We start from the raw sequence: 21,328 nt of genomic DNA, 5'->3' as shown, positions 1-21,328 counted from the left end.
TGCTGCGCCGGGATACGGCAATGATCGCATTCTCAACGATGCGAGGCCAACGCGAGCGTCAGATTTGATTCAGTGCTACCTAGGACGTCCGCATCGTTGGAAAGTTCTCCAACCAAGAAGCGCCGGCGCAAATGCGCCAGCGCTTCGCTGAGTTCCCGGAGGCTGTGAGCCCCAAATGCAGGGCCTACCAGACTGGCGCTGTTCTGGCCTGGTCCGGCAACGGATTGCGTTTGACCGGTAGCAGATACATCCGGGCAAAGACGCCTGCCGCAGCCACGCCCAGGCAGGCCCTTTGCAAGCCGCCCAGTATACCACCGCGAACTTTGGCCTCTGCTGCCCGATCGGTGATCCAGGCAAGACGTTTCATTCCGGCGCGGAATCGTGGATCTTCGAGATTCAGGGTGATGGGGAAGACCTGTTTCGAGATCTCATTAGTGATCTCGAAAACCGTGTAGTCGTACTCCGTTGGGTCCATGTCCAGTGCCTTGTGGAAGGCCGGCCGTGCATGATCACGCACGTACATCGTGCCGTAGACAGCCAACAGGAAGAAACGGATCCACAGGCGATTCATGCCGGAGAGCAGCTTGGGATCGGAGCGCATCAGCAGCGCGAATGCCTCGCCGTGACGGAACTCGTCGTTACACCATTTCTCGAACCGCTGGAATATGGGGTGGAAGCGCAGTTCCGGGCGCTTTTCCAGTTGACGGAAGATGGTGATATAGCGCGCGTAGCCGATCTTCTCCGAGAGGTAGACAGCGTAGAAGATGAATTTCGGCTGAAAGTACTTGTACTTCTTCGCCTTGGTCAGAAAGCCCAGGTCGACGCCGAGGCCGAAATCCTTCAGTGAGTCATTGATGAAACCCGCGTGTCGGGCCTCGTCGCGACTCATGTGGGTGAACAGTTCCTTGATGTCGGGGTTGCTGACTCGCTTCTTGATCTCCGCGTACAGCACACAGCCCGAGAACTCCGAAGTCACTGAGCTCACCAGGAAGTCGACGAATTCCTTGCGCAGTTCCGGAGGCAGGTCGGTGATCTGGGACGTGAAGCTCGCATCCCGCAGAAAGTGGCCCTTGTTCTCGTCGTTGCGTAGTTCCTGGATCAGCTGATCCCACTCCTGACGAACAGGCTCGACGTCGAGCTTGTCCATGGCCTCGAAGTCGGTGGTATAGAAATGCGGGCTGAGTACGGTGTCTTCCTGTGCTCGCTGCGTGGTAATGGAGTGGCCGATATACTCAGCTGTCGCGCTCATAGCTGCCTCCGGGAAGAAAAGCTCAGGTCGTAGAGTTCGTTGAGTTCACCGGTGGCCGCCACCCGCGCCCAGACCCGGTCTGCCAGACCTCCGCGCGTAACTGTGGCCCGGCGGTGGCAGAACACGCGCTCGCCGAAGCGGACATCCGTGGGTGCATCATGAACCTGCACCTGGTCACCAGGGCCGACCTCGACACCGCCAAGATCGACGTGAGCCTTGAGATACTCATTGGTGTGTTCAATTTCGACTGTGCAGGGAACGTCGAAGGAATAACGCTTTAGGACCCATTTCTCGAACATACTTGCCTCGCGTCGGCCATCGGCACGAGTGTCTGAATAATTAGACACCTTGTGACAAGTATAGTTGACACTCGCTCTGTTGCCTAGTGTCGATTGGTGGAGCCGGGTTAGTCGCGGGGGCGCTCTGGAGCCACAGGTGGCGAGGCCATGCGTGTCGATGTGCGTTGTTCCCCCGGTTCTGGCTGCAGGCCATACGGGGTGACCAGGTTCCAGACATGGTCGGGAATCATGGAGCGCAGTCTGCGGGGACGCTCGCGACGCAGGTGGATCACCGTTTCGATAGCTTTCATTTCGATGCGAGCCCGGGCGAACTCAAGGCCGCGGGGGCCGATGCGCGGCATCAGCCAGGACACGACTGGCCGTAGCCAGTCCGGCATTCGGCGTAGCGGCAAGCCGCCGGCGGCGCGCTCCACATTCGCCAGAAAGCCTTTCACCGAGCCCGCGCGGCGGCCCGCACTGCCGGGTTCCCGGAGTTGGACCTCCTCACCTAGCAGATCCAGCAGGGCTTGTCCGCGCTCGTTGCGCACGATCAGCCACTGGTCACCCTCGCCACCCATGTAGCCCACGGTGATATCGGACAGGACATTGCTATAGTCCACACAGGTGCGGCAGGTCAGTGGAAAAAAGTCGGGTGGCAAACGGGAGATGGGCAAGTCGAGAAACGGGATTTCCCGCACGCTGCCATCCTCGAACCGAAGTTCGACCCGGTAGTCCGCTCGAAACTCCAGGTAAGTGATCTGTTCTGGCTCGTCCGACAACAACTCGAGGAAACGGTGAAAATTGGCGGTGGTGGTGTTGTCGGAGCAGGGCGTTCCAATGACGTAGAGGCGCTCAAAGCCAAGTTCCTTCTCCAGCGCCCGCAGCGCGTAGACCTGGCAGGGGATGCCGATCACGGCGAGCCGCTTGATACCCTGGCGACGGGCGGGCTCCAGCAGGGACAGCAGTGGTGCGTAGCCCATGCGCATGCCTCGGCAGCCAGCCAGGTCGGCTGCATCAGTGACCAGCACGGGGACGGGTTTCCAGCGGTCGGTGGCGTCCGGCCGGACGGTGAGTACCGCATCCACCACACCCGTCGTGAGCAAGCGCTCGGCGATACGAGTCGTAATTCCCGACCATTGCGCGCCTGCAAGGCCGGGAACCAGCCGGGCCCGGTACATGCGTTGGTAAGGGCCAAAAAAACGTTCGTCGGCGATGTCGGGGTTCCGCGCGCGGCCATGCACCGCATGCTCGAGGCCAGGGTAGTCCGGTTTGATGAACTGGCAGGCGCGCCCACAGGCGCGGGGATCTTCCGTGCGTGAAATGCCGCAGTCTGTGCAGAGGTCTCTCGCAGGCGGCCACTCGGCTGCTCCGGCCGCGCCCGCAAATGGCGCTGCCGGATCGGTCGTTACACGCTGCTCGCCAGATTCAGGCTTCAGCAGCAAGAGCCACCAGTTGTCGCGCCCTGCCAGGCGCATCACATCCGTTTCGCGCCATGGCGTCAGCGCCGACCATGGGAACCAGCTCGGGGTGCCGGTCGAACAGTGCTCCGCCTACCATGACGACAACGAAGCGGTTGCAGGACGCCTTGCGGATGGCGCGAATGTCCCGGGTGAGTATGTCGATGGTCTGCTCGGTCCCCGCAGAGAGCCCGACCAGATCAAAGCTGTAACGTCGACAGGCGGCAGCCAATTCTGACCGGCCACCGCTGCCCCTAACGACGGCCCAGCCATCCCGGCGGAAGAACTCGGCTGCCATTTGTACCCCGAAGGTGTGATCTTCGCCGGAACTTGTTGCCAGCAGGGCGCGTCGGCGCGTTCCCTGTGGCCCGTTGTCCGGGCTGCGCATGCCGATGCCCGAGAGCACCTGCTGCAGTTTGCCTAGGCCGACCGTGACGTCCAGGAACGAGCACCGATCCTCTTTCCAGAGTTGCCCCAGGCGTTGCGCAGCCGGGGTGAGCAGTCCGAGGCAGATGGCGTCCATGGAGTAGCCGGCCTTTTCGAACCCATGCACGTAGGCCTGCACGGACGCATTCGGCTGGGACAGTGATAGGTCAGCCAGCTGTTCGGCTGCCGTGATATTCAGTTCGACGGCCGGCGGGGCGGGGGGAGGTACCTTCGCACCAACGTTGTGAGAGGCAATCATTTGCGGCAGTACTTCGCGAGCGATCGTGCGAAGCAGTTGCTCGGATCTCTTGTTGATGGCTGAAGCCGATTTGTCGCCGCGCATCGATGGCGGAGCGCGAGCGTCACCTGAATCTTTTCTGAGGATCTGCGAGTGATCGTGTCCGGTGGGAGGCGCCTGGAGGTGAGTGTGCCCTCTACGCTCGTTTTCTTCGTCTGCTGAATCCCGGAGCCCCGGACCCTCAGTCAGGTCTGTCATTGCGTGCCTCCTCCGTGTCGCGCTTTAAAAATACGGCGACTTCTCATTAGTTTATGGTGTCTTTGTCATCTGATTTGTGACTCTTGTGCTGCTCGTCATCGTTATTTGATCCCCACAAATTTATAACAGACTCGATGCCAATCTTCCATCCCGGGCCCGAGGCCGATGATGGCAGCGCTCCCCTAAAGCTCGCCCGAATCGCCGTCCATCAAGCCGTGTCTACGCAGCTTGACGTACAGGCTCTGGCGACTGAGTCCGAGCAGTTCGGCCGCAGAGGCCCGGTTGTCTCCGGTCAGCTGAAGTGCAGCCTCGATGCACAGCTTCTCGATCAGGTCGGTTGACTCCCGAACCAGTTCCTTGAGTGGAACCTGGCCCACAAGCTGGGTCATCTGTTCCATGGAGCGCGGCTGATCCATCTCCGGTTCGCTTTCGCCTGTGGGTCGATGGTCGACATGGCGCACAAAGAAACCGTAGCTGGCGTTGGTATCCTTGCCTGCGCTCGAGACTGCCGAGACTTCTACCTTCGCACTGGAGCCAAGCTCTCCCCGCAGAGTGGTGGGAAACAGCCTTATCACCGCATGCTGGCGGAGGCTGGCCAGGAGAACGTCCAGATCCACGCCGTGGCGCCCCAGCCACCGGCCCAGTGATTCTCGCCGCACGACCTCTTCGGAAGGCATTTGTGCCAGGTCCAGAAACATGCGGTTTGCGCTGAGTATGGCGCCTTGGGCGTCGGTGACGACCACTGCGTCCGGCGCCTTTTCCATGAGCTGTAACAGGCGTAACTTCGTTTCCGGCAACTCTGCTCCGAGCATTGCAGAGCCGGCGGTCTGGGGGACGAGGCGAACAATGAGGAGCGCATCCAGTTGCTGTCGCAACAAGGCTGCCGACACGCTGAAGGCCGTGCCATCGGCCCGGTGGGCGATAACGCTATCGGAACGCCCCGTGTTGCAGACGCCATCCAGCAGTGAGGTGATGGCCTCCTGACCCGCCGGGTTGAAGCCGTCCGGGAAACTCTGCCCAACCAGTTCGCGATTGCGCCTCGTCAGCAGTTTGTCGGCAGACGGGTTGGCCTCGATGATTTTCCGGTTTGCCGCGTCCAGAACCAGGACGGGTTCCAGCGCGGTCTGGAATAGCAGCCGGAAGCGTGCTTCGGTTTGCCGTAACTGCCAGTAGTCCCGCTCCAGGGATTGCTGCACTTCGATGACGCGCTGCTGCAGCGACGCAAGGGTGCGTAGATTGCGCCCTATGGCGATGATGCGGCCGTCGCCGTCAATACGTATTGCGCAGTAGTCCACCGGGACATCCGGAGCGCGATGCACCGGATGGTTGACCTGTCGCCAGCGTGGCGCGACATGGGAGTCACTCGGCGACGAGAGCATTGCCTCGACCTTGGGTCGGCTTTCAATGGTGACCACGTCTACCCATTGCTTGCCACGCCAGTCCGCACCAATGGCCTCATCCCCGGAAAATGCGTTGTCCAGGATGCGGCCCTGCTCATCAAGTACGAGCACCACGTCAGCCGCGGTCGCTATCAGGCGGGCGGCTTCCTCGGCGTCCAGGCCCTTGAAGGATTCCTGTGGGGCCTCGAGCGTTTTCACGATCTATCTGTCCTCCGGCAACGCATTCGTTGCCTCGCGAGACGAGTGGCGCCGACTAGTGACCTTTCGCACTAGACATATCGGCATGCGAGACCTCCGCAGCCGCTCCCGAAAAGGAGGTTGCGATCACGTCCGCGCTGACCAGTGAGTGGATGTCTTGCCGTTGACTTGCCAGCGCTCCGCCGACCATTACCTGAATGTTCTGATTTATCGAGGCCTTGCGAATGGCGGAGATCTCGGCAGCGCATGAGTCTATCAGTGTTTCCGACGCCAACGATAGCCCGACAACATCGAACCAGCGGGTCCCGACTGTCGCGCTTACCGAGCGCCCATGTGTGAAGTTGACGCAGGACACATCCCATCCATCCCGGCGGAAGAATTCAGCCACCATCTGTACGCCGAAAGTGTGCTGCTCGCCGGGCACCGGGAGCAGCAATACGCGTCCCGGGGTTGCCTCATGTGATCGATCGGCGGTCACGGCGCTGCCGAGCTCGTGAAGGATGCTCTGCAGTCGGCTGACACCGCAGGTGACATCGAGGAAGTTGCACGTGTCATTGCACCAGTGCCTGCCTAGCTCACGGGCGGCGGGTGCAAGCAGGTCCATGCACAGGGTCTTCAGACCAACGCCGCGGGCGCGAAAGCTATCGACGAAATCAAAGGCGGCCCGACCATCATGGGCGATGGACAGCTCCGCCAGCCGGTCGATTTCTTTCTTCGAGATGGACGGGGGGGAGGGGTGACCAGCCCCTCCGCGCATGCCGTCTTCAACACGACTGCGCAGCAGTTCCGGGATGATCCGCCGTTCAATTGCGTCCATCAGGTACACAGAAAGTCTGGTTGAATCGTCGTTGGAGCCAGTGCCCTGTCTCTCGTCGGTTTTGCCATCATTGCTGTGCTTCGCTTCACTACTTGTAACCCCGCTGGATTGCTTGGCCCTTGATTTTACAGGGCGTTGATGGACTGAACCACCACCATGGTTATCCGATCGTTGGTAGCCCTCGGCACCAGATTGATCCAGCAAGTCCGTCATTTACCCGTCTCCAATGACGGTGTCACCCGTCCGACGTATTGGGGGAAAGCACTGAGTGCACGATCCCTACTTCCTGTTTTGGCCCATTACCTGGCAAATGTCAATTAATGCAAACGTCAACTTTGCTTGACACTCGTTCGGAGCGAGACTAGATTCAGGGCCATACGGGACGAATAAAAGCGAGGCACAGCGGTATGCAGCAACGTCGCTTCCAGGAGTCAGGCAGTGCGGGACTCTATACGCCCGAGCAGAAACGCCGACGCGATGAGTCTCCCTGGACACTGGTACAGGGCCTGCTCGCACCGCTGCAGTTCGCGGTTTTCCTGGTGAGTGTCTTCCTGGTTATTCGCTACCTCCAGACAGGGGAGGGGTTCGCCCTGGCGGCCGCGTCCGTTGTCCTGAAGACGGTGCTTCTCTACGCAATCATGGTGACCGGCTCCATCTGGGAAAAGGTCGTCTTCGGTCGGTATCTCTTCGTGCCCCTGTTCTTCTGGGAGGACGTGGTCAGCATGGGCGTCATGGCGCTCCATACCGCCTACATCGTCGTCCTGTTCACTGGCTGGATGAGTCCCGAGCAGCAGATGTATCTCGCGCTCGCCGCCTATGTCGCGTACCTGGTCAATGCCATCCAATTCATCCTCAAACTGCGTGCGGCGCGCCGAGGCGCGCAGGGTGAAGCACCTATGGTTCCAGCAGGAGTAGTCAAATGAGTGGTTTTCCGGCGATCGCGCCAGGACCGGGCGGGGGCTGCGATGACGCATCCGTCCTCCGGGAGCGCGGTCAGCGTGAAGTCTTCTGCGGACTCACCGGCATCGTCTGGTTGCACAGAAAGATCCAGGACGCGTTCTTTCTTGTGGTGGGGTCACGGACCTGTGCCCATCTCCTGCAATCCGCCGCCGGGGTGATGATTTTTGCCGAACCCCGCTTCGCCACGGCGATTCTGCAGGAGAGGGATCTTGCCGGGCTTGCAGACTGTAATGAAGAGCTTGATCGGCTCGTCGAGCAGTTGCTGGCGCGCCGCCCTGATATCCGAACCCTGTTTCTGGTCGGGTCCTGTCCTTCGGAGGTCATCAAGCTCGATCTGGCGACGGCAGCGGAACGTTTAACCAGAGAGCAGCAAGGCCGCGTTCGGGTGCTGAGTTATTCCGGCAGCGGTATCGAGACCACCTTTACCCAGGGTGAGGATCAGTGTCTCAGCGCGCTGGTCTCGGAGATGCCCCAGACCAACGCGGAGGCCGCATCACTGCTCATCGTCGGGACGCTGGCGGACGTGGTCGAGGATCAGTTCCGCCGGATTTTCGCGGCGATGGGCGTTACCGATGTGCATTTTCTCCCGGCGCGCACTGCCGCGGACCTGCCACCCGTGGGCCCTGGTGTCCATCTGTTGCTGGCACAGCCCTTTGTGGGGGACACCGCCCGGGCGCTGGTGCGCAAGGGTGCAAAGCTGATACAGGCACCGTATCCGCTGGGTGTGGAAGGTACGCTCGGTTGGCTCCGCGCAGCGGCCGATGTCTTCGGCGTTACCGACGAGCAGTTTCGGCTCGCCACGGAGGCCCCCGCAGCGCGGGCAAGGCGCGCACTGGAGCGTTACCGCCCGGTGCTGGAAGGGCGCCGAATCAGTTTTCTCCCGGATTCGCAACTCGAAATACCTCTGGCTCGCTTTCTCGCCGAGGAATGCGGCGTCATTCCGGTGGAGGTGGGTACGCCCTACCTGGACCGTCAGGTCCTCGCTGGTGAGCTTCCGAGGCTCGGTGCCGATGTGCGTTTGAGCGAGGGGCAGGATGTCGATCTGCAACTGGATCGGCTGCGCCAGGATGCGCCAGACCTGACCGTCTGTGGGCTGGGCCTGGCGAATCCGCTGGAGGCCGAGGGCTTGCGTACCAAATGGTCCATCGAGTTGGTGTTTTCTCCGATTCACGGCTTCGAGCAAGCCGCTGATCTGGCCGAGCTATTTGCGCGGCCCCTGGTTCGTAACGAGAAATTGGCGGTATAGATGCAGTTGACGCTCTGGACTTACGAAGGACCGCCCCATGTCGGGGCCATGCGCATCGCCACGGCTATGCGCAACGTCCACTACGTGCTGCACGCCCCCCAGGGCGATACCTATGCGGATCTACTGTTCACCATGATCGAGCGACGCTCGACCCGGCCGCCGGTCAGCTACACCACATTTCAGGCTCGGGACCTGGGTAGCGATACGGCCAACCTCGTTACAGAGGCGGTGCGCAAGGCTTATGAGCGGTTCAAGCCTGAAGCGCTGCTTGTCGGCGAGAGTTGCACCGCGGAGCTGATCCAGGATCAGCCCGGATCCCTGGCCCAGGGCATGAACCTGCCCGTACCCGTGGTGCCATTGGAATTGCCCGCCTATTCCCGCAAGGAAAACTGGGGCGCCAGCGAGACCTTCTATCACCTGGTGCGGGCAATGGTTGCCGACCAGGTTGAGCAGTCGGACGCGGGAGCGGGTGCACCGAGTCAGGGAGCCCAGCCGACCGCCAATATCCTTGGCCCTACGGCGCTGGGTTTCCGCTGTCGAGACGATGTTGAAGAGATCAAGCGGCTTCTGGCTCTGCTGGGTGTGGCCGTCAACGTGGTTGCCCCGGAGGGTGCGACGCCGGCTGACCTTCACCGCCTGCCGGATGCCGACTTCAACATCTGCCTGTATCCCGAGATTGCGAGAACGACCTGCGCGTGGCTGAAGCGGGTCTTCCACCAACCGTTCGTCAGCACGGTGCCAATCGGCGTCGGTGCGACACGGGACTTCGTTATCGAGGTGGGCGAGGTCGCCGGTCTCGACGTGACCGACGCCCTGGCTGCTCTCGACTCCCGCCTGCCCTGGTATTCACGTTCGGTGGATTCCACCTACCTCACGGGCAAGCGGGTTTTCATCTTCGGCGATGCCACCCACGCCCTCGCCGCGGCCCGGATCGCCAACGATGAGCTTGCCTTCGAGGTTGTCGGTCTCGGGACCTACAGCCGCGAAATGGCTCGCGAGGTTCGGGAGGCCGCCAGCCGCTACGGTCTCGAAGCGCTGATAACAGACGATTACCTGGAAGTCGAGGCGCGCGTGACCGAGTTGCAGCCCGAGCTGGTGCTTGGCACGCAAATGGAGCGGCACATTGCCAAGCGACTCGGCATTGCCTGCGCGGTCATTTCCGCGCCTGTCCATGTGCAGGATTTCCCTGCCCGGTATTCGCCACAAATGGGCCTGGAAGGGGCCAATGTGATTTTCGACACCTGGGTGCATCCATTGATGATGGGCCTGGAAGAACACCTGCTCGGCATGTTTCGTGGAGACTTCGAGTTCCACGATGGCGCTACCGCTTCCCATTTGGGTTCGGAAGCACCGCCAAAGCCGGGCCTCGTCACTGCCGGTGTGACTGCGGAAGAGGATGAAGGCGTCGTTGTAGAGGAGGGCAGTTGCTCCTGGACGCCGGAAGCTGAAACCGAGCTACGCAAGATCCCGTTTTTCGTTCGTGGAAAGGCCCGACGGAATACCGAACGGTTCGCAGCGGAAACAGGCCTTGCAAGTATAACCGTGGAGACGCTCTACGATGCCAAAGCCTACTTCGGTCGCTGAGACGGCCATTCCCATCCGGGTGGTTATCATCACCCTGGACGGCCACCTCGCTGCAGCCACGCAACGGGCCCGCCTTGAACTGGAAAAAGCAGTTCCCGGGCTTGTGTTGACTCTGCATGCAGCCTCGAACTGGAAAGACGACCCAGAGGCATTGACGCACTGTCGGGAAGAGATCGCCAGGGGCGACATCATTCTCTCGTCCATGCTGTTCATGGAAGAGCACATCAATCCCGTGATCGAAGATCTGCGGGCGCGTCGCGATCACTGCGACGCAATGGTCAGCATCATGGCGGCGGGCGAGGTGATGAAGCTCACTCGCATGGGCCGATTCACCATGGACGGTTCCAGCAGCGGACCGATGTCCCTCCTGAAGAAACTCCGCGGCCAGCGGGGCAAAGCCGGCGCCGCAACCACCGGCGCAAAACAGATGGCCATGCTGCGGCGCATACCGCGCATCCTGCGTTTTATTCCCGGTGCGGCCCAGGATGTTCGCGCCTACTTCCTGACCATGCAATATTTCCTGGCTAGTTCAGACGAGAACATCTGCCAGATGGTTCGATTGCTCGTCAATCGCTACGCCGATGGCGATCGGCGTGGGCTGCGCGGAACGGTGCCCGCTGCCGCCCCCGTGGAGTATCCGGATGTCGGCGTCTATCACCCGCGACTCAAAGGTGGAATCAGCGATGATGCCTCCCGCTTGCCGAAGCCGGGCTTGAAGTCCCGGGGCACTGTCGGCCTCCTTCTAATGCGTTCCTACGTGCTGGCGGGCGATTCGGCTCACTACGATGGCGTGATCAAGGCGCTGGAGACGCAGGGATATCGCGTTATCCCGGCGTTTGCCAGTGGGCTTGACAGTCGCCCCGCGGTTGACGCGTTTTTCATGCGTAATGGTGTCGCCACGGTGGATGCAGTGGTCTCTCTGACCGGCTTCTCGCTGGTCGGGGGCCCAGCCTACAACGATGCGGCCGCAGCCGAAGAAATGCTGGCCCGTCTTGATGTGCCGTACCTTGCCGCCCAGGCTCTTGAATTCCAGGGTCTCGAGCAGTGGGAGGCCTCTGACCAGGGCCTGACGCCGGTAGAGGCGACCATGATGGTAGCCATACCGGAGATCGACGGCGCTACCGGGCCCATGGTATTCGGCGGGCGCTCTGCACTTGGTGGCGCGAATGGTATTCGCAGCATGCAGGTGCACCCGGAACGGGCAGAAAAACTCGCCCGCCGGGTTGACCGCCTCGTGCAGCTACGCAGCACACCGCGCAAGGATCGCCGGGTTGCCGTGGTGTTGTTCAGCTTTCCTCCCCAAGCGGGGGCGGTGGGTACCGCCGCTTACCTGGCGGTCTTCGAATCCTTGTTCCATACCCTGACCGCCATGCGCGACGCCGGGTACACGGTGAACATGCCCGCATCCGTTGACGCATTGCGCGACCGCCTGATCGATGCCGGGGAAACCCAGCAGACGGCCTACGCCCGAGTGCATACCCGCATCGGGGTCAACGACCATGTGGCCCGAGAGCCGTGGTTGAAGGAGATCGAGGCGCAATGGGGCCCGGCTCCCGGCCGACAGCTCAGTGACGGTTCGTCCATCGCCGTGCTCGGCGCCACCTTCGGCAATGTCTTTGTCGGCGTACAGCCCGGTTTCGGCTATGAGGGCGATCCAATGCGCCTGTTGTTCGACAAGGGCCTGGCACCGACTCACGCGTTTTCTGCCTTCTACCGCTACGTGCGAGAGGATTTCAACGCCCACGCGGTTCTGCATTTCGGGACCCACGGTGCGCTGGAATTCATGCCCGGCAAGCAGTCGGGTCTGTCATCGGCCTGTTGGCCTGACCGGCTGATCGGCGAACTGCCCAACCTGTATCTTTACGCGGCAAACAATCCGTCCGAGGGCACGATTGCCAAGCGTCGGTCGGCGGCGACCCTTATCAGCTACCTGACACCGCCGGTTGCCAAGGCAGGGCTTTATCGGGGCCTGCTGGAACTCAGGGAGTCCATGGATCACTGGCGCTCCTTGCTTCCGGATAACCTGCACGAGCAGGCTGAGTTGTCGGCGCTGATCCAGGCGCAGGCCGCCGCCGTCGATCTTGCCGAGCAGGAGCCAGCCTGGGGCGACGAAGCCGAGGCTCGAATCACCGCGCTGCTTGCCGAGGTGCTGGAACTCGAGTACACGCTGATCCCGGACGGTCTGCATGTGCTTGGCGTTCCACCGAAGCGCGCCTCACGTATCGATCTGATGCAGGCCATGGCAGAGACAGGTCACGGCGTCAGGCTCACAGAGGAAAGCGCAGCGGCCATCGTGGATGGCGTGCCTGCCGAGCAGATCCTCTCCGGTGCGATCGCCGAAGGCCTGACGCGGGAGGTCCTGGATCAACTCGCAGCCACCGATGCATTGCTGGCAGTCAACCAGGAAACCGAAGCTGTCATCGCCGCACTGGATGGCCGCTTCATTCGGCCTGCCCCGGGCGGCGATCTGCTTCGCTCGCCAGCCATCCTGCCCACCGGACGAAACGTCCATGGTTTCGATCCCTATCGGATACCCAGTGCCTATGCGGTCCGCGACGGGGCTGCCCAGGCGGAGCTGTTGCTTGCCAAGCATCAGGCCGACGGCCACCCGGCTCCAACATCCATCGCAATGGTCCTGTGGGGCACGGATAACCTGAAGAGCGAGGGCGCGCCGATCGGTCAGGCGCTGGCGCTCATCGGAGCCAGGCCGCGGTTTGATGGATACGGTCGGCTGTGTGGTGCGGAGTTGATCCCGCTGGATGAACTCGGCCGCCCCCGGGTCGACGTGGTCCTGACTCTGTCCGGAATATTCCGGGATCTCCTGCCGATTCAGACCCGTGCTCTGGCCGAGGCGGCCTTCCTGGCAGCCTCCGCTGAAGACGAGCCACTGGACATGAATCCTGTCCGCCGCAATGCCCTGGCCTACCAGGAACAGCATGGCTGCGACTTCGAGACCGCAGCGCTGCGGGTCTTCGGCAATGCCGACGGAGCCTACGGCGCAAACGTCGGCGCCATGATCGACGACGGCTGCTGGCAGGAGGAAGACGAGCTTGCCGAGACCTATACCCGGAGAAAGTGCTTTGCCTATGGTCGCGACGGCAAACCCGTACGTCAGGCGGAGCTGCTGGGCAGCATGCTGGCCGGTGTCGAGCTCGCTTACCAGAACCTGGAATCCGTGGAGCTGGGTGTGACGTCGGTGGATCACTACTTCGACACGCTTGGCGGCATCAGTCGCGCCGTCAAGCGGGCAGGCGGAAACACGGTCCCGGTGTATATCGGCGATCAGACCAGTGGCGAGGGGACGGTACGCACACTGGCGGATCAGGTGGCACTCGAAACCCGCACCCGGATGCTGAACCCCAAGTGGTACGAGGGATTGCTGGAGCACGGCTACGAGGGCGTGCACCAGATCGAGGTCCACGTCACCAACACCATGGGCTGGTCGGCCACCACCGGGCAGGTTGCGCCCTGGGTCTACCAACAGCTCACCGAAACATTCCTGCTGGATGACGCCATGCGCGAGAGGCTTGCAAGCCTCAATCCGGCAGCATCGGCGAAGCTCGCTAATCGCCTGCTTGAAGCCAACGAACGCAACTACTGGTCGCCGGATGCACAGACGCTTGATGCGCTGCGCAGTGCGGGCGACGAACTTGAAGATCGACTCGAAGGAATTGCGGAAGGAGTAGCTGCATGATAACTACGACGGCTGTCCCAGTGACGGCAATTGGCAAGCGCCCACCGGATGGACAGGGCAGCGTGCAGGTCCACCAGGACCCGAAAGTGGACATGGGCCGAGCCAAGGTGTTTGCCGTCTACGGCAAGGGCGGCATCGGCAAGAGCACAACGTCCTCGAACCTCTCGGTTGCCTTTTCCAAGCTTGGCAAGCGGGTGCTCCAGATTGGGTGTGATCCGAAACATGACTCCACGTTCACTCTGACCAAGCGGCTGGTGCCGACGGTGATCGACAGCCTGGAGGCGGTGGATTTCCACCCGGAAGAGCTGCGCACTGAAGACTTCGTCTACGAAGGCTACAACGGTGTCATGTGTGTGGAAGCCGGCGGGCCACCAGCAGGTACCGGTTGCGGTGGCTATGTGGTGGGTCAGACCGTGCGGCTGCTGAAGGAACATCACCTGCTGGAAGACACCGACGTGGTGATCTTCGATGTGCTGGGTGATGTGGTCTGCGGCGGTTTTGCAGCGCCGCTGCAACATGCCGACCGTGCCTTGATTATCACCGCCAACGATTTCGATTCCATCTTCGCGATGAACAGGATCGTCGGTGCGATCAAGGCCAAGTCCAAGAACTATAACGTGCGTCTGGGTGGGGTGATCGCCAACCGCAGTGCCGACACCGATGAAATTGATCGATTCAATCTGCGAACCGGTCTGCAGAAAATCGCGCATTTCAAGGATGTAGACGCCATACGCAGAAGCCGCCTGAAGAAATCGACGCTCTTCGAGATGGAGTCGTGCCCCGAGGTTGACGAGGTTCAGGCGGAGTATATGCGCCTGGCGGCCACACTCTGGGCGGGTATGGATCCGATGATCGGAGAATGCCTGAAGGATCGCGAGATCTTCGACCTGCTGGGTTTTGATTGATGGAGCGACCGATGCAACAGCCGATCAGTGATTCCTACGCCCAGCGCCGCGGGCAACTGGAAACCTATTTCAACCGCACTGCTGTGGATGCATGGAAACGGCTGACCTCGGATGTCCCGGTCAGTGGCATTCGCGCTACTGTCCGGGCGGGGCGTGACACCATGCGGGGTACGCTGCTCGGCTGGCTGCCGGATGATCTGCGCGGTTATCGGCTGCTTGATGCAGGCTGCGGGACGGGTGCCTTCGCCTCAGAAGCGGCAAGCCGTGGCGCCGATGTTGTGGGTGTCGATATTTCCGAGACCCTGGTCGAGCTGGCCCGGGAGCGGCAGCCTGCAGATCTCGCAGGCAGCATCGAACTCCGGGTGGGTGACATGCTCTCCGCGGATCATGGTGACTTCGATTACGTGGTGGCCATGGATTCGCTGATTCACTATGGCACCGATGACGTGCTCGGCGCTCTGCGTGCTCTCGCGCCCCGAGTTCGCGTGGGGATGCTGATCACCTTCGCGCCCAGCACGCCGGCTCTCGCCGCAATGCATGCGGTGGGCAGGCTGTTCCCCCGTGGCGATCGCGCTCCAGCCATTCAACCGGTGGCCGCGCGTCGCTTGCAGTCCCTCATCGCCACGGACGCCACACTGTCGGGCTGGCAGACGGGGCGGACCGAGCGCGTGAGTCGCGGCTTCTATACGTCACAGGCCCTCGAGGTCTTACGTAAATGAGGAGTCTCAACGGCAATCTGGCGCGTCTGTGGCTCCGTGTGGGGCCGCGATTCCTGCCGTTTGCCGATGCCGCAACCATTGATCTGCCCCTGGGGCGGTTGTTGCGGCTTTCCCTGTTCCAGGTCTCCGTTGGCATGGCGCTGGTCCTGCTGGCGGGAACCCTGAACCGGGTAATGATTGTTGAACTGGGCGTCTCCGCGGCCCTGGTCGCGTTCATGGTCTCACTACCGATCCTGTTTGCCCCAATTCGCGCGCTGATCGGATTCCGCTCCGACCACCATCGTTCCGCTCTGGGCTGGCGCCGCGTTCCCTATATCTGGATTGGCACCATGCTGCAGTTCGGTGGCCTTGCCATGATGCCATTCGCATTAATGGTGCTGTCCGAACCCGGCGACGGGCCGGCGCTGGCGGGCCCCCTGGGGGCGGCTTTGGCATTTCTGCTGGTCGGTGCCGGGCTGCACACCACCCAGACCGCCGGCCTTGCCCTTGCCACGGATCTTGCCCCGGAGAAGTCGCGACCGCGCGTCGTTGCCTTGCTGTACGTCATGCTGCTGGCCGGCATGGTATTGAGCTCCCTGGTTCTGGGCCTGCTGCTCAAGGACTTCAGCCCCCAGCGGCTGATCCAGGTCATCCAGGCTGCGGCGGTTGTGACGCTTATCCTGAATACGGTGGCCCTGTGGAAGCAGGAAAGCCGCAATCCCGAACGGACCCGTCGAGACACGCCTCGCCCCAGTTTCATGACCGCCTGGCGGACCTTCGGCGAGGGCGGACGAGTGACGCGACTACTGGTGGCCATCGGCCTGGGTACCGCCGCGTTCAGCATGCAGGACATCCTGCTCGAGCCCTACGGTGGAGAGGTTCTCGGCTTGTCGGTCTCGGCAACGACGACGCTCACCGCAATCTGGGCGGGTGGCATGCTGGCCGCCTTTGCCCTGGCCGCCAGGCTGCTTGGCCGTGGCGGCAATCCGTATTTTCTCGCAGCCTGCGGCGCCATGATTGGCGTGGTTGCGTTCAGTGCGGTGATCTTTGCTGCGCCCCTGCAGTCACCCATGCTGTTCCGTTTCGGCACCTTGCTTATCGGCTTCGGTGGCGGTCTGTTTGCTGTCGGTGGCCTGATCGCCGCCATGGCGCTGGGCCGTGGGGACAACGCCGGCATGGCCCTGGGTGTCTGGGGTGCGGTACAGGCCACGGCGGCGGGGGCGGCCATCGCCGCAGGTGGCGCTATCAACGACATCATTTCGGCGCTGGCTGAGCGCGGGCTGCTTGGCGAAGCGCTTGCCGGTCCGGCAACAGGGTACAGCGTGGTCTACCACATCGAGATTTTGCTGCTATTCGCAACTCTGGTGGCAATTGGGCCCCTCGTGCATACGAGGTGGCGTGTTCAACAACCGACAACATCATCAACACAGCGTTTCGGGCTGGCCGATTTTCCCGGCTAGCGTCCAGCGAGTGTATTGCGGAGGGTCATCATGCAAACCGGAGCTCTCACAGGTTACCTGGACGTCGCCCAGGTTGTTTTGTACGTCTTCTGGATATTCTTTGCGGGTCTGATTTTTTATCTGCGCCGGGAAGACAAGCGGGAAGGGTATCCACTGGAATCGGATCGAACCGACCGCAGTGGTGGGCGTGTCAGCGTTGTCGGGTTTCCGTCGCCGCCGTCCCCCAAGACATTCCTCCTTCCACATGGGGGAACCCAGACTGCGCCGCGGGATGAAAAGCCGCAACGCCCCGTCAAGGCCGAGCCGGACGTCCCATGGCCAGGGTCGCCCCTGCGTCCCACCGGCAATCCTCTGAAGGACGGAGTCGGACCAGCCGCATGGGCGGAACGGCACGATATCCCCGATCCCACCTGGGAAGGCGATCCCAAGATCGTGCCCATGCGCGTCGCCACGGATTTCTGGGTCGCGGAACAGGATCCGGATCCCCGCGGCATGCCCGTAGTGGCACTGGATGGGGAGGTTGCGGGGACGGTCAAGGATATCTGGGTTGACCGCTCGGAATTCCGCGTCCTGTTCCTTGAGATGGAACTCGCAGGGTCGAAGCCCGAGGCAGAACCGGAACCCGAGGAAGCCGAGGGTGAAGTCGCAGAAGGCGAGGAGGCCAAGCCGAAGCGTCGCCGCACGCGCAGCGCAAAGGCCGATACCATCTTGCTGCCCATCAACTTTGCCCGGGTGAATCCATACCTGGGGCAGGTCAAGGTGGTTTCGCTGATGGCATCGCAGTTCGCCGATGTGCCGCGTTTGCGCAAGCCGGATCAGGTGACCCTGCTCGAAGAGGACAAGATCACTGCGTACTTCGGCGGCGGTCACCTCTATGCCCATCCGTCACGACAGGAGCCACTGCTGTGAGCGAGTTTGATATTGAACCGATTCCGGGCTTGCCGGAACGGCCACCTGAGGGCGAGCGGATCCTGTGGCAGGGTAAACCTGCCGCATGGCCCCTCGCCAAGCGGGCTCTCCACGCACGCAAGGTCGCGCTTTACTTCCTTGTGGTGGGGAGTTTTCTCGCCGTTGACGCGCTCTGGGGTGGTGAGTCCCTGGTGATGGCGCTTGGCCAGGGTTTGAGTCAGTTCGTCATCGGCACGATCGCCGTTGGCGTACTGTGCGTGCTGGCCTGGTTGATGAGTCGTACCACGGTCTACACGATCACCAACCGCCGGGTCGTGGCCCGGTTCGGTGTTGCCTTGCCCATCACCGTTAACCTGCCCTTCACCATGCTGGAATCGGCGGATCTGCGGCTGAATGGGGATGGCACCGGTGATATCTCCCTGACCATGGCGCCGGACCAGAAGATCAGTTACATGCTCTTCTGGCCCCACGTGCGTCCCTGGCATCTCAGCAGTCCGAAACCTTCTCTTCGGGCCATCCCCGACGCTGAAGAGGTAGCAGGCCTGTTCGCCGAGACCTTGACCGCGACCCAGGGATTGTCGGGTCCGCGGAGCAACGAATCGATGCCCTCGCTGGATGAGGCGTCTACACCGATTATTCATCGTTCCGCAGCCGGGCAGAACTAACGCCCGGTTATTGCCGAGGAGGGCATGGAATGAGCGATCATCACAGTCTTGAAGAGAGCATGCCACGGGCGCCGCTGATCGCCATTGCGGTCCTGATCGGCTTCACCTTATTGCTGGTCACGACAGTAAGGGTACTCGGGCTCACCGCGGGGGATGAGCCAGCAGCGGCGCTGGTGGATCGGCAGCTGCATTTCGAGGATCTCGGTGGCGGCTATATCGCGATCATCGACGCAACCAGTGACAGCCATCTGCAATCCATCGGCCCCGGTGAGCAGGGATTCATCCGGGCGACGGTGCGCGGCCTGGCACAGCAACGGTTGCGTCAGGGGAGTGGTCCAGGTGAGCCTTTCGTGTTGAGTGGCAGGGCCGACGGTCGCCTGTTTCTTGAAGATCCTGTTACGGGAAGAATCATTGACCTGACGGCGTTCGGGCATACCAATGCATCGGCCTTTGCGGAGTTGCTCACCGCCGAAATCGGTGTTCAATGACAACCGTACTCTGGCCCATGCTGTTCGCGCTGCTGCTCTGGTGGTTCAGCACTGGCCTCATAATCTATCTGGATGGCTTGCCGACGCGTACCTTCCGCTGGAGCATGCTAGGTGGGACGGTTCTGCTGATCGCGGCACTGTTCGGCCTGGCCCATGCGGCAGGCGATGCGTCTGTGACCGGTGCGTACCTCGCCTTCGCCTGCAGCCTGGTGATCTGGGGTTGGCTGGAGATGAGCTTCTACATGGGCTATGTCACCGGCCCGAGGCGGCATCGTTGCAAACCCGGATGCAAGGGTATCCGTCATTTCGGCCATGCTCTCCAGGTCAGTCTGTACCACGAACTGGCGATCGTACTTCTGGGTGCCGTGGTTCTGGTGCTGTCCTGGAATGCACCCAACAAGGTCGGATTGTGGACTTTCCTGGTGCTGGCCTGGATGCACGAGAGCGCGCGGCTGAACGTGTTCCTGGGAGTGCGTAATCTCAATGCGGAATTCATCCCCCCGCACATGGACCATCTGCGCAGCTTTCTGCGCAAGCGCCCCATGAACGCACTGTTTCCGATTTCCGTTACCGTATCGACCGTGGTGCTGGTGCTGCTGGTGCAGCAAGCGATGAGCGTGGCTGGTGACCCCTTCGCCGTGGCCGGGTTCACATTCGTCGCTACCATCATGGCGCTGGCGATCCTTGAGCACTGGTTCCTGGTGCTGCCATTGCCCTTCGCCCGGCTCTGGGATTGGAGTCTCAAGTCCCGATCAGTTCCAGGTCACAGACAAGAGATGGCTGCGCAGCCGGAGACGCGAGCGCCGCTGATGGTGGGCATACAGACGGTGCGTCAGGCCCTGTCTTCCCGAGTCCTTTAGCGCAGTGGTCCTGAGGACTGCCGTCGCCATCGTGGCTGCCGCCGTGGTGGCATTCAGCATCTGGCAACTTGAGTCCGATCGGCGGGGCTTGTCTGTGAGCCATGGCTGGGTGGAGGATACCCCGATCACCATCCATCAACGGCGGGACGCAGATCCCGCCCCGGTGGTGGTCATTGCTCACGGTTTCGCCGGGTCCCGCCGCTTGATGGAGTCCTTCGCCATTGCATTGGCGCACAACGGTTACGTTGCCCTGAGCCTGGATTTTCTCGGTCATGGGCGCCATCCACTGCCCCTGTCTGGAGATCTGCTGCGGGAGGATGGCGCCACTCTCAACCTGGTGGCGCAGATCGCGCAGGTTACCGATTATGCGGAAACACTCGCCGCAGGCGATGGCCGCGTCGCCTTGCTGGGGCATTCCATGGCCGCTGATATCATCATTCGCCATGCCCAGGTTGCCCCCGATGTGCAGGCAACCGTCGCGGTGTCCATGTTTGCGCCGACCATCACCGCCGATTCGCCCCGTAACCTGCTCGTCGTGACAGGCGCTCTGGAGCCGCGCTTGCGTGAAGAGGCGATACGCGTGTTGCGATTATCCGCAGGCAGTGAGGCGGCGGAGGGCGTTACCTATGGCGAACAGGAAGATGGCACGGCCCGACGGGCTGCCGTGGCTCCGGGGGTTGAGCACGTGGGCGTGCTCTATAGCCGAACCAGCCTCCAGGAGTCTGTCGACTGGCTGGACGGGGTATTCGGCCAGCGAGATGCCGGACCCGTGCCGGCGCGAGGGCCGTGGGTGCTGGCACTCATCGGGGCATTCATCGTGTTGTGCTGGGCGCTATCGGCGCTTCTGCCGCGGCAGACGTCGATTCAGGATGGCGCAGGCCTCGCCTGGCGGAAGTTACTGCCCATCGCCGTGATTCCGGCCATCGCCACTCCGCTGATCCTCTGGCCGCTTCCCACGGGCTTTCTGCCGGTGTTGGTTGCCGACTATCTGGCGCTGCATTTTCTGGTGTACGGCGTGATGACCTGGCTTTGTCTGGCCTTGTGGTCGCAAGAACCAAGGGATCTCAGCCGCCGTATGCTCGTCGCTGCCGGTCGATCCATACCCACAGCCTTGATGGCGGGGCTGCTCTGTCTCGCTGTCCTGTTCTGGATTATCGATCACTACATCACGGCATTTTCGCCAATCGCCTGCCGTGTGCCGATCCTGCTGGCCATGTTGGCCGGCACCGTGTTGTATTTCCTGACCGATGAGTGGGCGACGCGTGGGGAAGGGGCGGCAAGGGGCGGTTATCCGGCAACGAAGGTGATGTTCCTGCTGTCGTTGGGTGTTGCGGTGGTACTGGACCTGGAGTCGTTGTTTTTCCTGATCATCATCGTACCGGTGATGCTCTCGTTCTTCGTGGTGTTCGGGCTTTTCAGCCGCTGGATCAACAGGCGCACCGGCCGGCCCATGGCTGCCGGTCTGGTCAACGCCCTGGCATTTGCCTGGGCGCTGGCGGTGACCTTTCCGCTCATTGACGGTGGCTAGGGAGCCTGTT

General features: G+C 61.9%; 18 protein-coding genes. 12 read left to right on the top strand and 6 right to left on the bottom strand.

Features of this window, described 5'->3' with window-relative positions; translation table 11 throughout:
- Positions 1-184 precede the first annotated feature (184 nt).
- The 6 genes from acsF to J2T57_RS14885 form a co-directional block, all read right to left on the bottom strand.
- The gene (gene acsF / locus J2T57_RS14910; RefSeq protein ID WP_253479986.1) at positions 185-1,249 is read right to left on the bottom strand and encodes a magnesium-protoporphyrin IX monomethyl ester (oxidative) cyclase; all 1,065 of its coding nucleotides are present in this window, start codon (positions 1,247-1,249) and stop codon (positions 185-187) included.
- Positions 1,246-1,548, bottom strand: coding sequence for a hypothetical protein (locus tag J2T57_RS14905; protein WP_253479970.1), 303 nt, complete (start codon positions 1,546-1,548; stop codon positions 1,246-1,248). The genes acsF and J2T57_RS14905 overlap by 4 nt, the downstream gene beginning before the upstream one ends.
- A 107-nt stretch (positions 1,549-1,655) precedes the next feature.
- Positions 1,656-3,002, bottom strand: a complete 1,347-nt coding sequence (locus J2T57_RS14900) for a Coenzyme F420 hydrogenase/dehydrogenase, beta subunit C-terminal domain (protein WP_253479967.1) — start codon at positions 3,000-3,002, stop codon at positions 1,656-1,658.
- Entirely contained in the window at positions 2,953-3,549 is a 597-nt protein-coding gene (locus J2T57_RS14895; protein WP_253479945.1) for a cobalamin B12-binding domain-containing protein, read from the bottom strand. Before J2T57_RS14895 ends, J2T57_RS14900 begins: the two co-directional genes overlap by 50 nt.
- Before the next feature lie 539 nt (positions 3,550-4,088).
- On the bottom strand, positions 4,089-5,504 hold the full coding sequence (gene ppsR / locus J2T57_RS14890) for a transcriptional regulator PpsR (RefSeq protein ID WP_253479942.1): 1,416 nt from the start codon (positions 5,502-5,504) through the stop codon (positions 4,089-4,091).
- Between the two features lie 55 nt (positions 5,505-5,559).
- On the bottom strand, positions 5,560-6,321 hold the full coding sequence (locus tag J2T57_RS14885) for a cobalamin B12-binding domain-containing protein (protein WP_253479939.1): 762 nt from the start codon (positions 6,319-6,321) through the stop codon (positions 5,560-5,562).
- Positions 6,322-6,728: 407 nt separating this feature from the next.
- Here J2T57_RS14885 and bchF point away from each other — a divergent pair, with 407 nt between their 5' ends.
- Genes bchF through J2T57_RS14825 form a run of 12 tightly spaced genes read left to right on the top strand, consistent with a single transcriptional unit; the run spans position 6,729 to position 21,318 of the window.
- On the top strand, positions 6,729-7,244 hold the full coding sequence (bchF, locus tag J2T57_RS14880; protein ID WP_253479920.1) for a 2-vinyl bacteriochlorophyllide hydratase: 516 nt from the start codon (positions 6,729-6,731) through the stop codon (positions 7,242-7,244).
- Entirely contained in the window at positions 7,241-8,527 is a 1,287-nt protein-coding gene (locus J2T57_RS14875; protein WP_253479917.1) for a ferredoxin:protochlorophyllide reductase (ATP-dependent) subunit N, read from the top strand. The genes bchF and J2T57_RS14875 overlap by 4 nt, the downstream gene beginning before the upstream one ends.
- Positions 8,528-10,111, top strand: coding sequence for a ferredoxin:protochlorophyllide reductase (ATP-dependent) subunit B (gene bchB, locus J2T57_RS14870; RefSeq protein ID WP_253479914.1), 1,584 nt, complete (start codon positions 8,528-8,530; stop codon positions 10,109-10,111).
- A complete protein-coding gene (locus tag J2T57_RS14865; protein ID WP_253479911.1) occupies positions 10,086-13,805 on the top strand; it encodes a magnesium chelatase subunit H in 3,720 nt (1,239 codons plus the stop codon). The genes bchB and J2T57_RS14865 overlap by 26 nt, the downstream gene beginning before the upstream one ends.
- Positions 13,802-14,710 (top strand): ferredoxin:protochlorophyllide reductase (ATP-dependent) iron-sulfur ATP-binding protein, encoded by a 909-nt coding sequence (gene bchL, locus J2T57_RS14860; RefSeq protein WP_253479895.1) that lies wholly within the window; start codon positions 13,802-13,804, stop codon positions 14,708-14,710. Before J2T57_RS14865 ends, bchL begins: the two co-directional genes overlap by 4 nt.
- Positions 14,711-14,721: 11 nt before the next feature.
- The gene (bchM, locus tag J2T57_RS14855; protein ID WP_253479892.1) at positions 14,722-15,429 is read left to right on the top strand and encodes a magnesium protoporphyrin IX methyltransferase; all 708 of its coding nucleotides are present in this window, start codon (positions 14,722-14,724) and stop codon (positions 15,427-15,429) included.
- Positions 15,426-16,868 carry a BCD family MFS transporter gene (locus J2T57_RS14850; protein WP_253479889.1) on the top strand — a complete coding sequence of 481 codons (1,443 nt, stop codon included), beginning with the start codon at positions 15,426-15,428 and terminating at the stop codon, positions 16,866-16,868. The genes bchM and J2T57_RS14850 overlap by 4 nt, the downstream gene beginning before the upstream one ends.
- 30 nt (positions 16,869-16,898) lie before the next feature.
- The gene (puhA, locus tag J2T57_RS14845) at positions 16,899-17,777 is read left to right on the top strand and encodes a photosynthetic reaction center subunit H (RefSeq protein ID WP_253479885.1); all 879 of its coding nucleotides are present in this window, start codon (positions 16,899-16,901) and stop codon (positions 17,775-17,777) included.
- Entirely contained in the window at positions 17,774-18,442 is a 669-nt protein-coding gene (gene puhB, locus J2T57_RS14840; RefSeq protein WP_253479882.1) for a photosynthetic complex putative assembly protein PuhB, read from the top strand. Before puhA ends, puhB begins: the two co-directional genes overlap by 4 nt.
- A 29-nt stretch (positions 18,443-18,471) precedes the next feature.
- Positions 18,472-18,930, top strand: a complete 459-nt coding sequence (gene puhC / locus J2T57_RS14835; RefSeq protein ID WP_253479870.1) for a photosynthetic complex assembly protein PuhC — start codon at positions 18,472-18,474, stop codon at positions 18,928-18,930.
- The gene (puhE, locus tag J2T57_RS14830; protein ID WP_253479852.1) at positions 18,927-19,790 is read left to right on the top strand and encodes a putative photosynthetic complex assembly protein PuhE; all 864 of its coding nucleotides are present in this window, start codon (positions 18,927-18,929) and stop codon (positions 19,788-19,790) included. The genes puhC and puhE overlap by 4 nt, the downstream gene beginning before the upstream one ends.
- Positions 19,791-19,794: 4 nt before the next feature.
- Positions 19,795-21,318: an alpha/beta hydrolase gene (locus tag J2T57_RS14825; RefSeq protein WP_253479842.1), complete on the top strand. Its 1,524-nt coding sequence runs from the start codon at positions 19,795-19,797 to the stop codon at positions 21,316-21,318.
- Positions 21,319-21,328: the final 10 nt, after the last annotated feature.

Source organism: Natronocella acetinitrilica (assembly GCF_024170285.1).
GTDB classification, from domain to species: Bacteria; Pseudomonadota; Gammaproteobacteria; order Nitrococcales; family Aquisalimonadaceae; genus Natronocella; species Natronocella acetinitrilica.
Note: the sequence above shows the minus strand (reverse complement) of the source record. Positions and strands in the feature narration are given on the sequence as shown.

What these genes read in the sequence shown, in the direction of transcription:
- bchL (WP_253479895.1), top strand. Translation starts at nt 13,802, where the DNA reads ATGATAACTACGACGGCTGTCCCAGTGACGGCAATTGGCAAGCGCCCA.
- bchB (WP_253479914.1), top strand. Translation starts at nt 8,528, where the DNA reads ATGCAGTTGACGCTCTGGACTTACGAAGGACCGCCCCATGTCGGGGCC.
- puhC (WP_253479870.1), top strand. Translation starts at nt 18,472, where the DNA reads ATGAGCGATCATCACAGTCTTGAAGAGAGCATGCCACGGGCGCCGCTG.
- J2T57_RS14865 (WP_253479911.1), top strand. Translation starts at nt 10,086, where the DNA reads ATGCCAAAGCCTACTTCGGTCGCTGAGACGGCCATTCCCATCCGGGTG.
- J2T57_RS14875 (WP_253479917.1), top strand. Translation starts at nt 7,241, where the DNA reads ATGAGTGGTTTTCCGGCGATCGCGCCAGGACCGGGCGGGGGCTGCGAT.
- J2T57_RS14850 (WP_253479889.1), top strand. Translation starts at nt 15,426, where the DNA reads ATGAGGAGTCTCAACGGCAATCTGGCGCGTCTGTGGCTCCGTGTGGGG.
- bchF (WP_253479920.1), top strand. Translation starts at nt 6,729, where the DNA reads ATGCAGCAACGTCGCTTCCAGGAGTCAGGCAGTGCGGGACTCTATACG.
- bchM (WP_253479892.1), top strand. Translation starts at nt 14,722, where the DNA reads ATGCAACAGCCGATCAGTGATTCCTACGCCCAGCGCCGCGGGCAACTG.
- J2T57_RS14885 (WP_253479939.1), bottom strand. Translation starts at nt 6,321, where the DNA reads ATGGACGCAATTGAACGGCGGATCATCCCGGAACTGCTGCGCAGTCGT.
- acsF (WP_253479986.1), bottom strand. Translation starts at nt 1,249, where the DNA reads ATGAGCGCGACAGCTGAGTATATCGGCCACTCCATTACCACGCAGCGA.
- puhA (WP_253479885.1), top strand. Translation starts at nt 16,899, where the DNA reads ATGCAAACCGGAGCTCTCACAGGTTACCTGGACGTCGCCCAGGTTGTT.
- puhE (WP_253479852.1), top strand. Translation starts at nt 18,927, where the DNA reads ATGACAACCGTACTCTGGCCCATGCTGTTCGCGCTGCTGCTCTGGTGG.
- J2T57_RS14900 (WP_253479967.1), bottom strand. Translation starts at nt 3,002, where the DNA reads ATGCGCCTGGCAGGGCGCGACAACTGGTGGCTCTTGCTGCTGAAGCCT.
- J2T57_RS14905 (WP_253479970.1), bottom strand. Translation starts at nt 1,548, where the DNA reads ATGTTCGAGAAATGGGTCCTAAAGCGTTATTCCTTCGACGTTCCCTGC.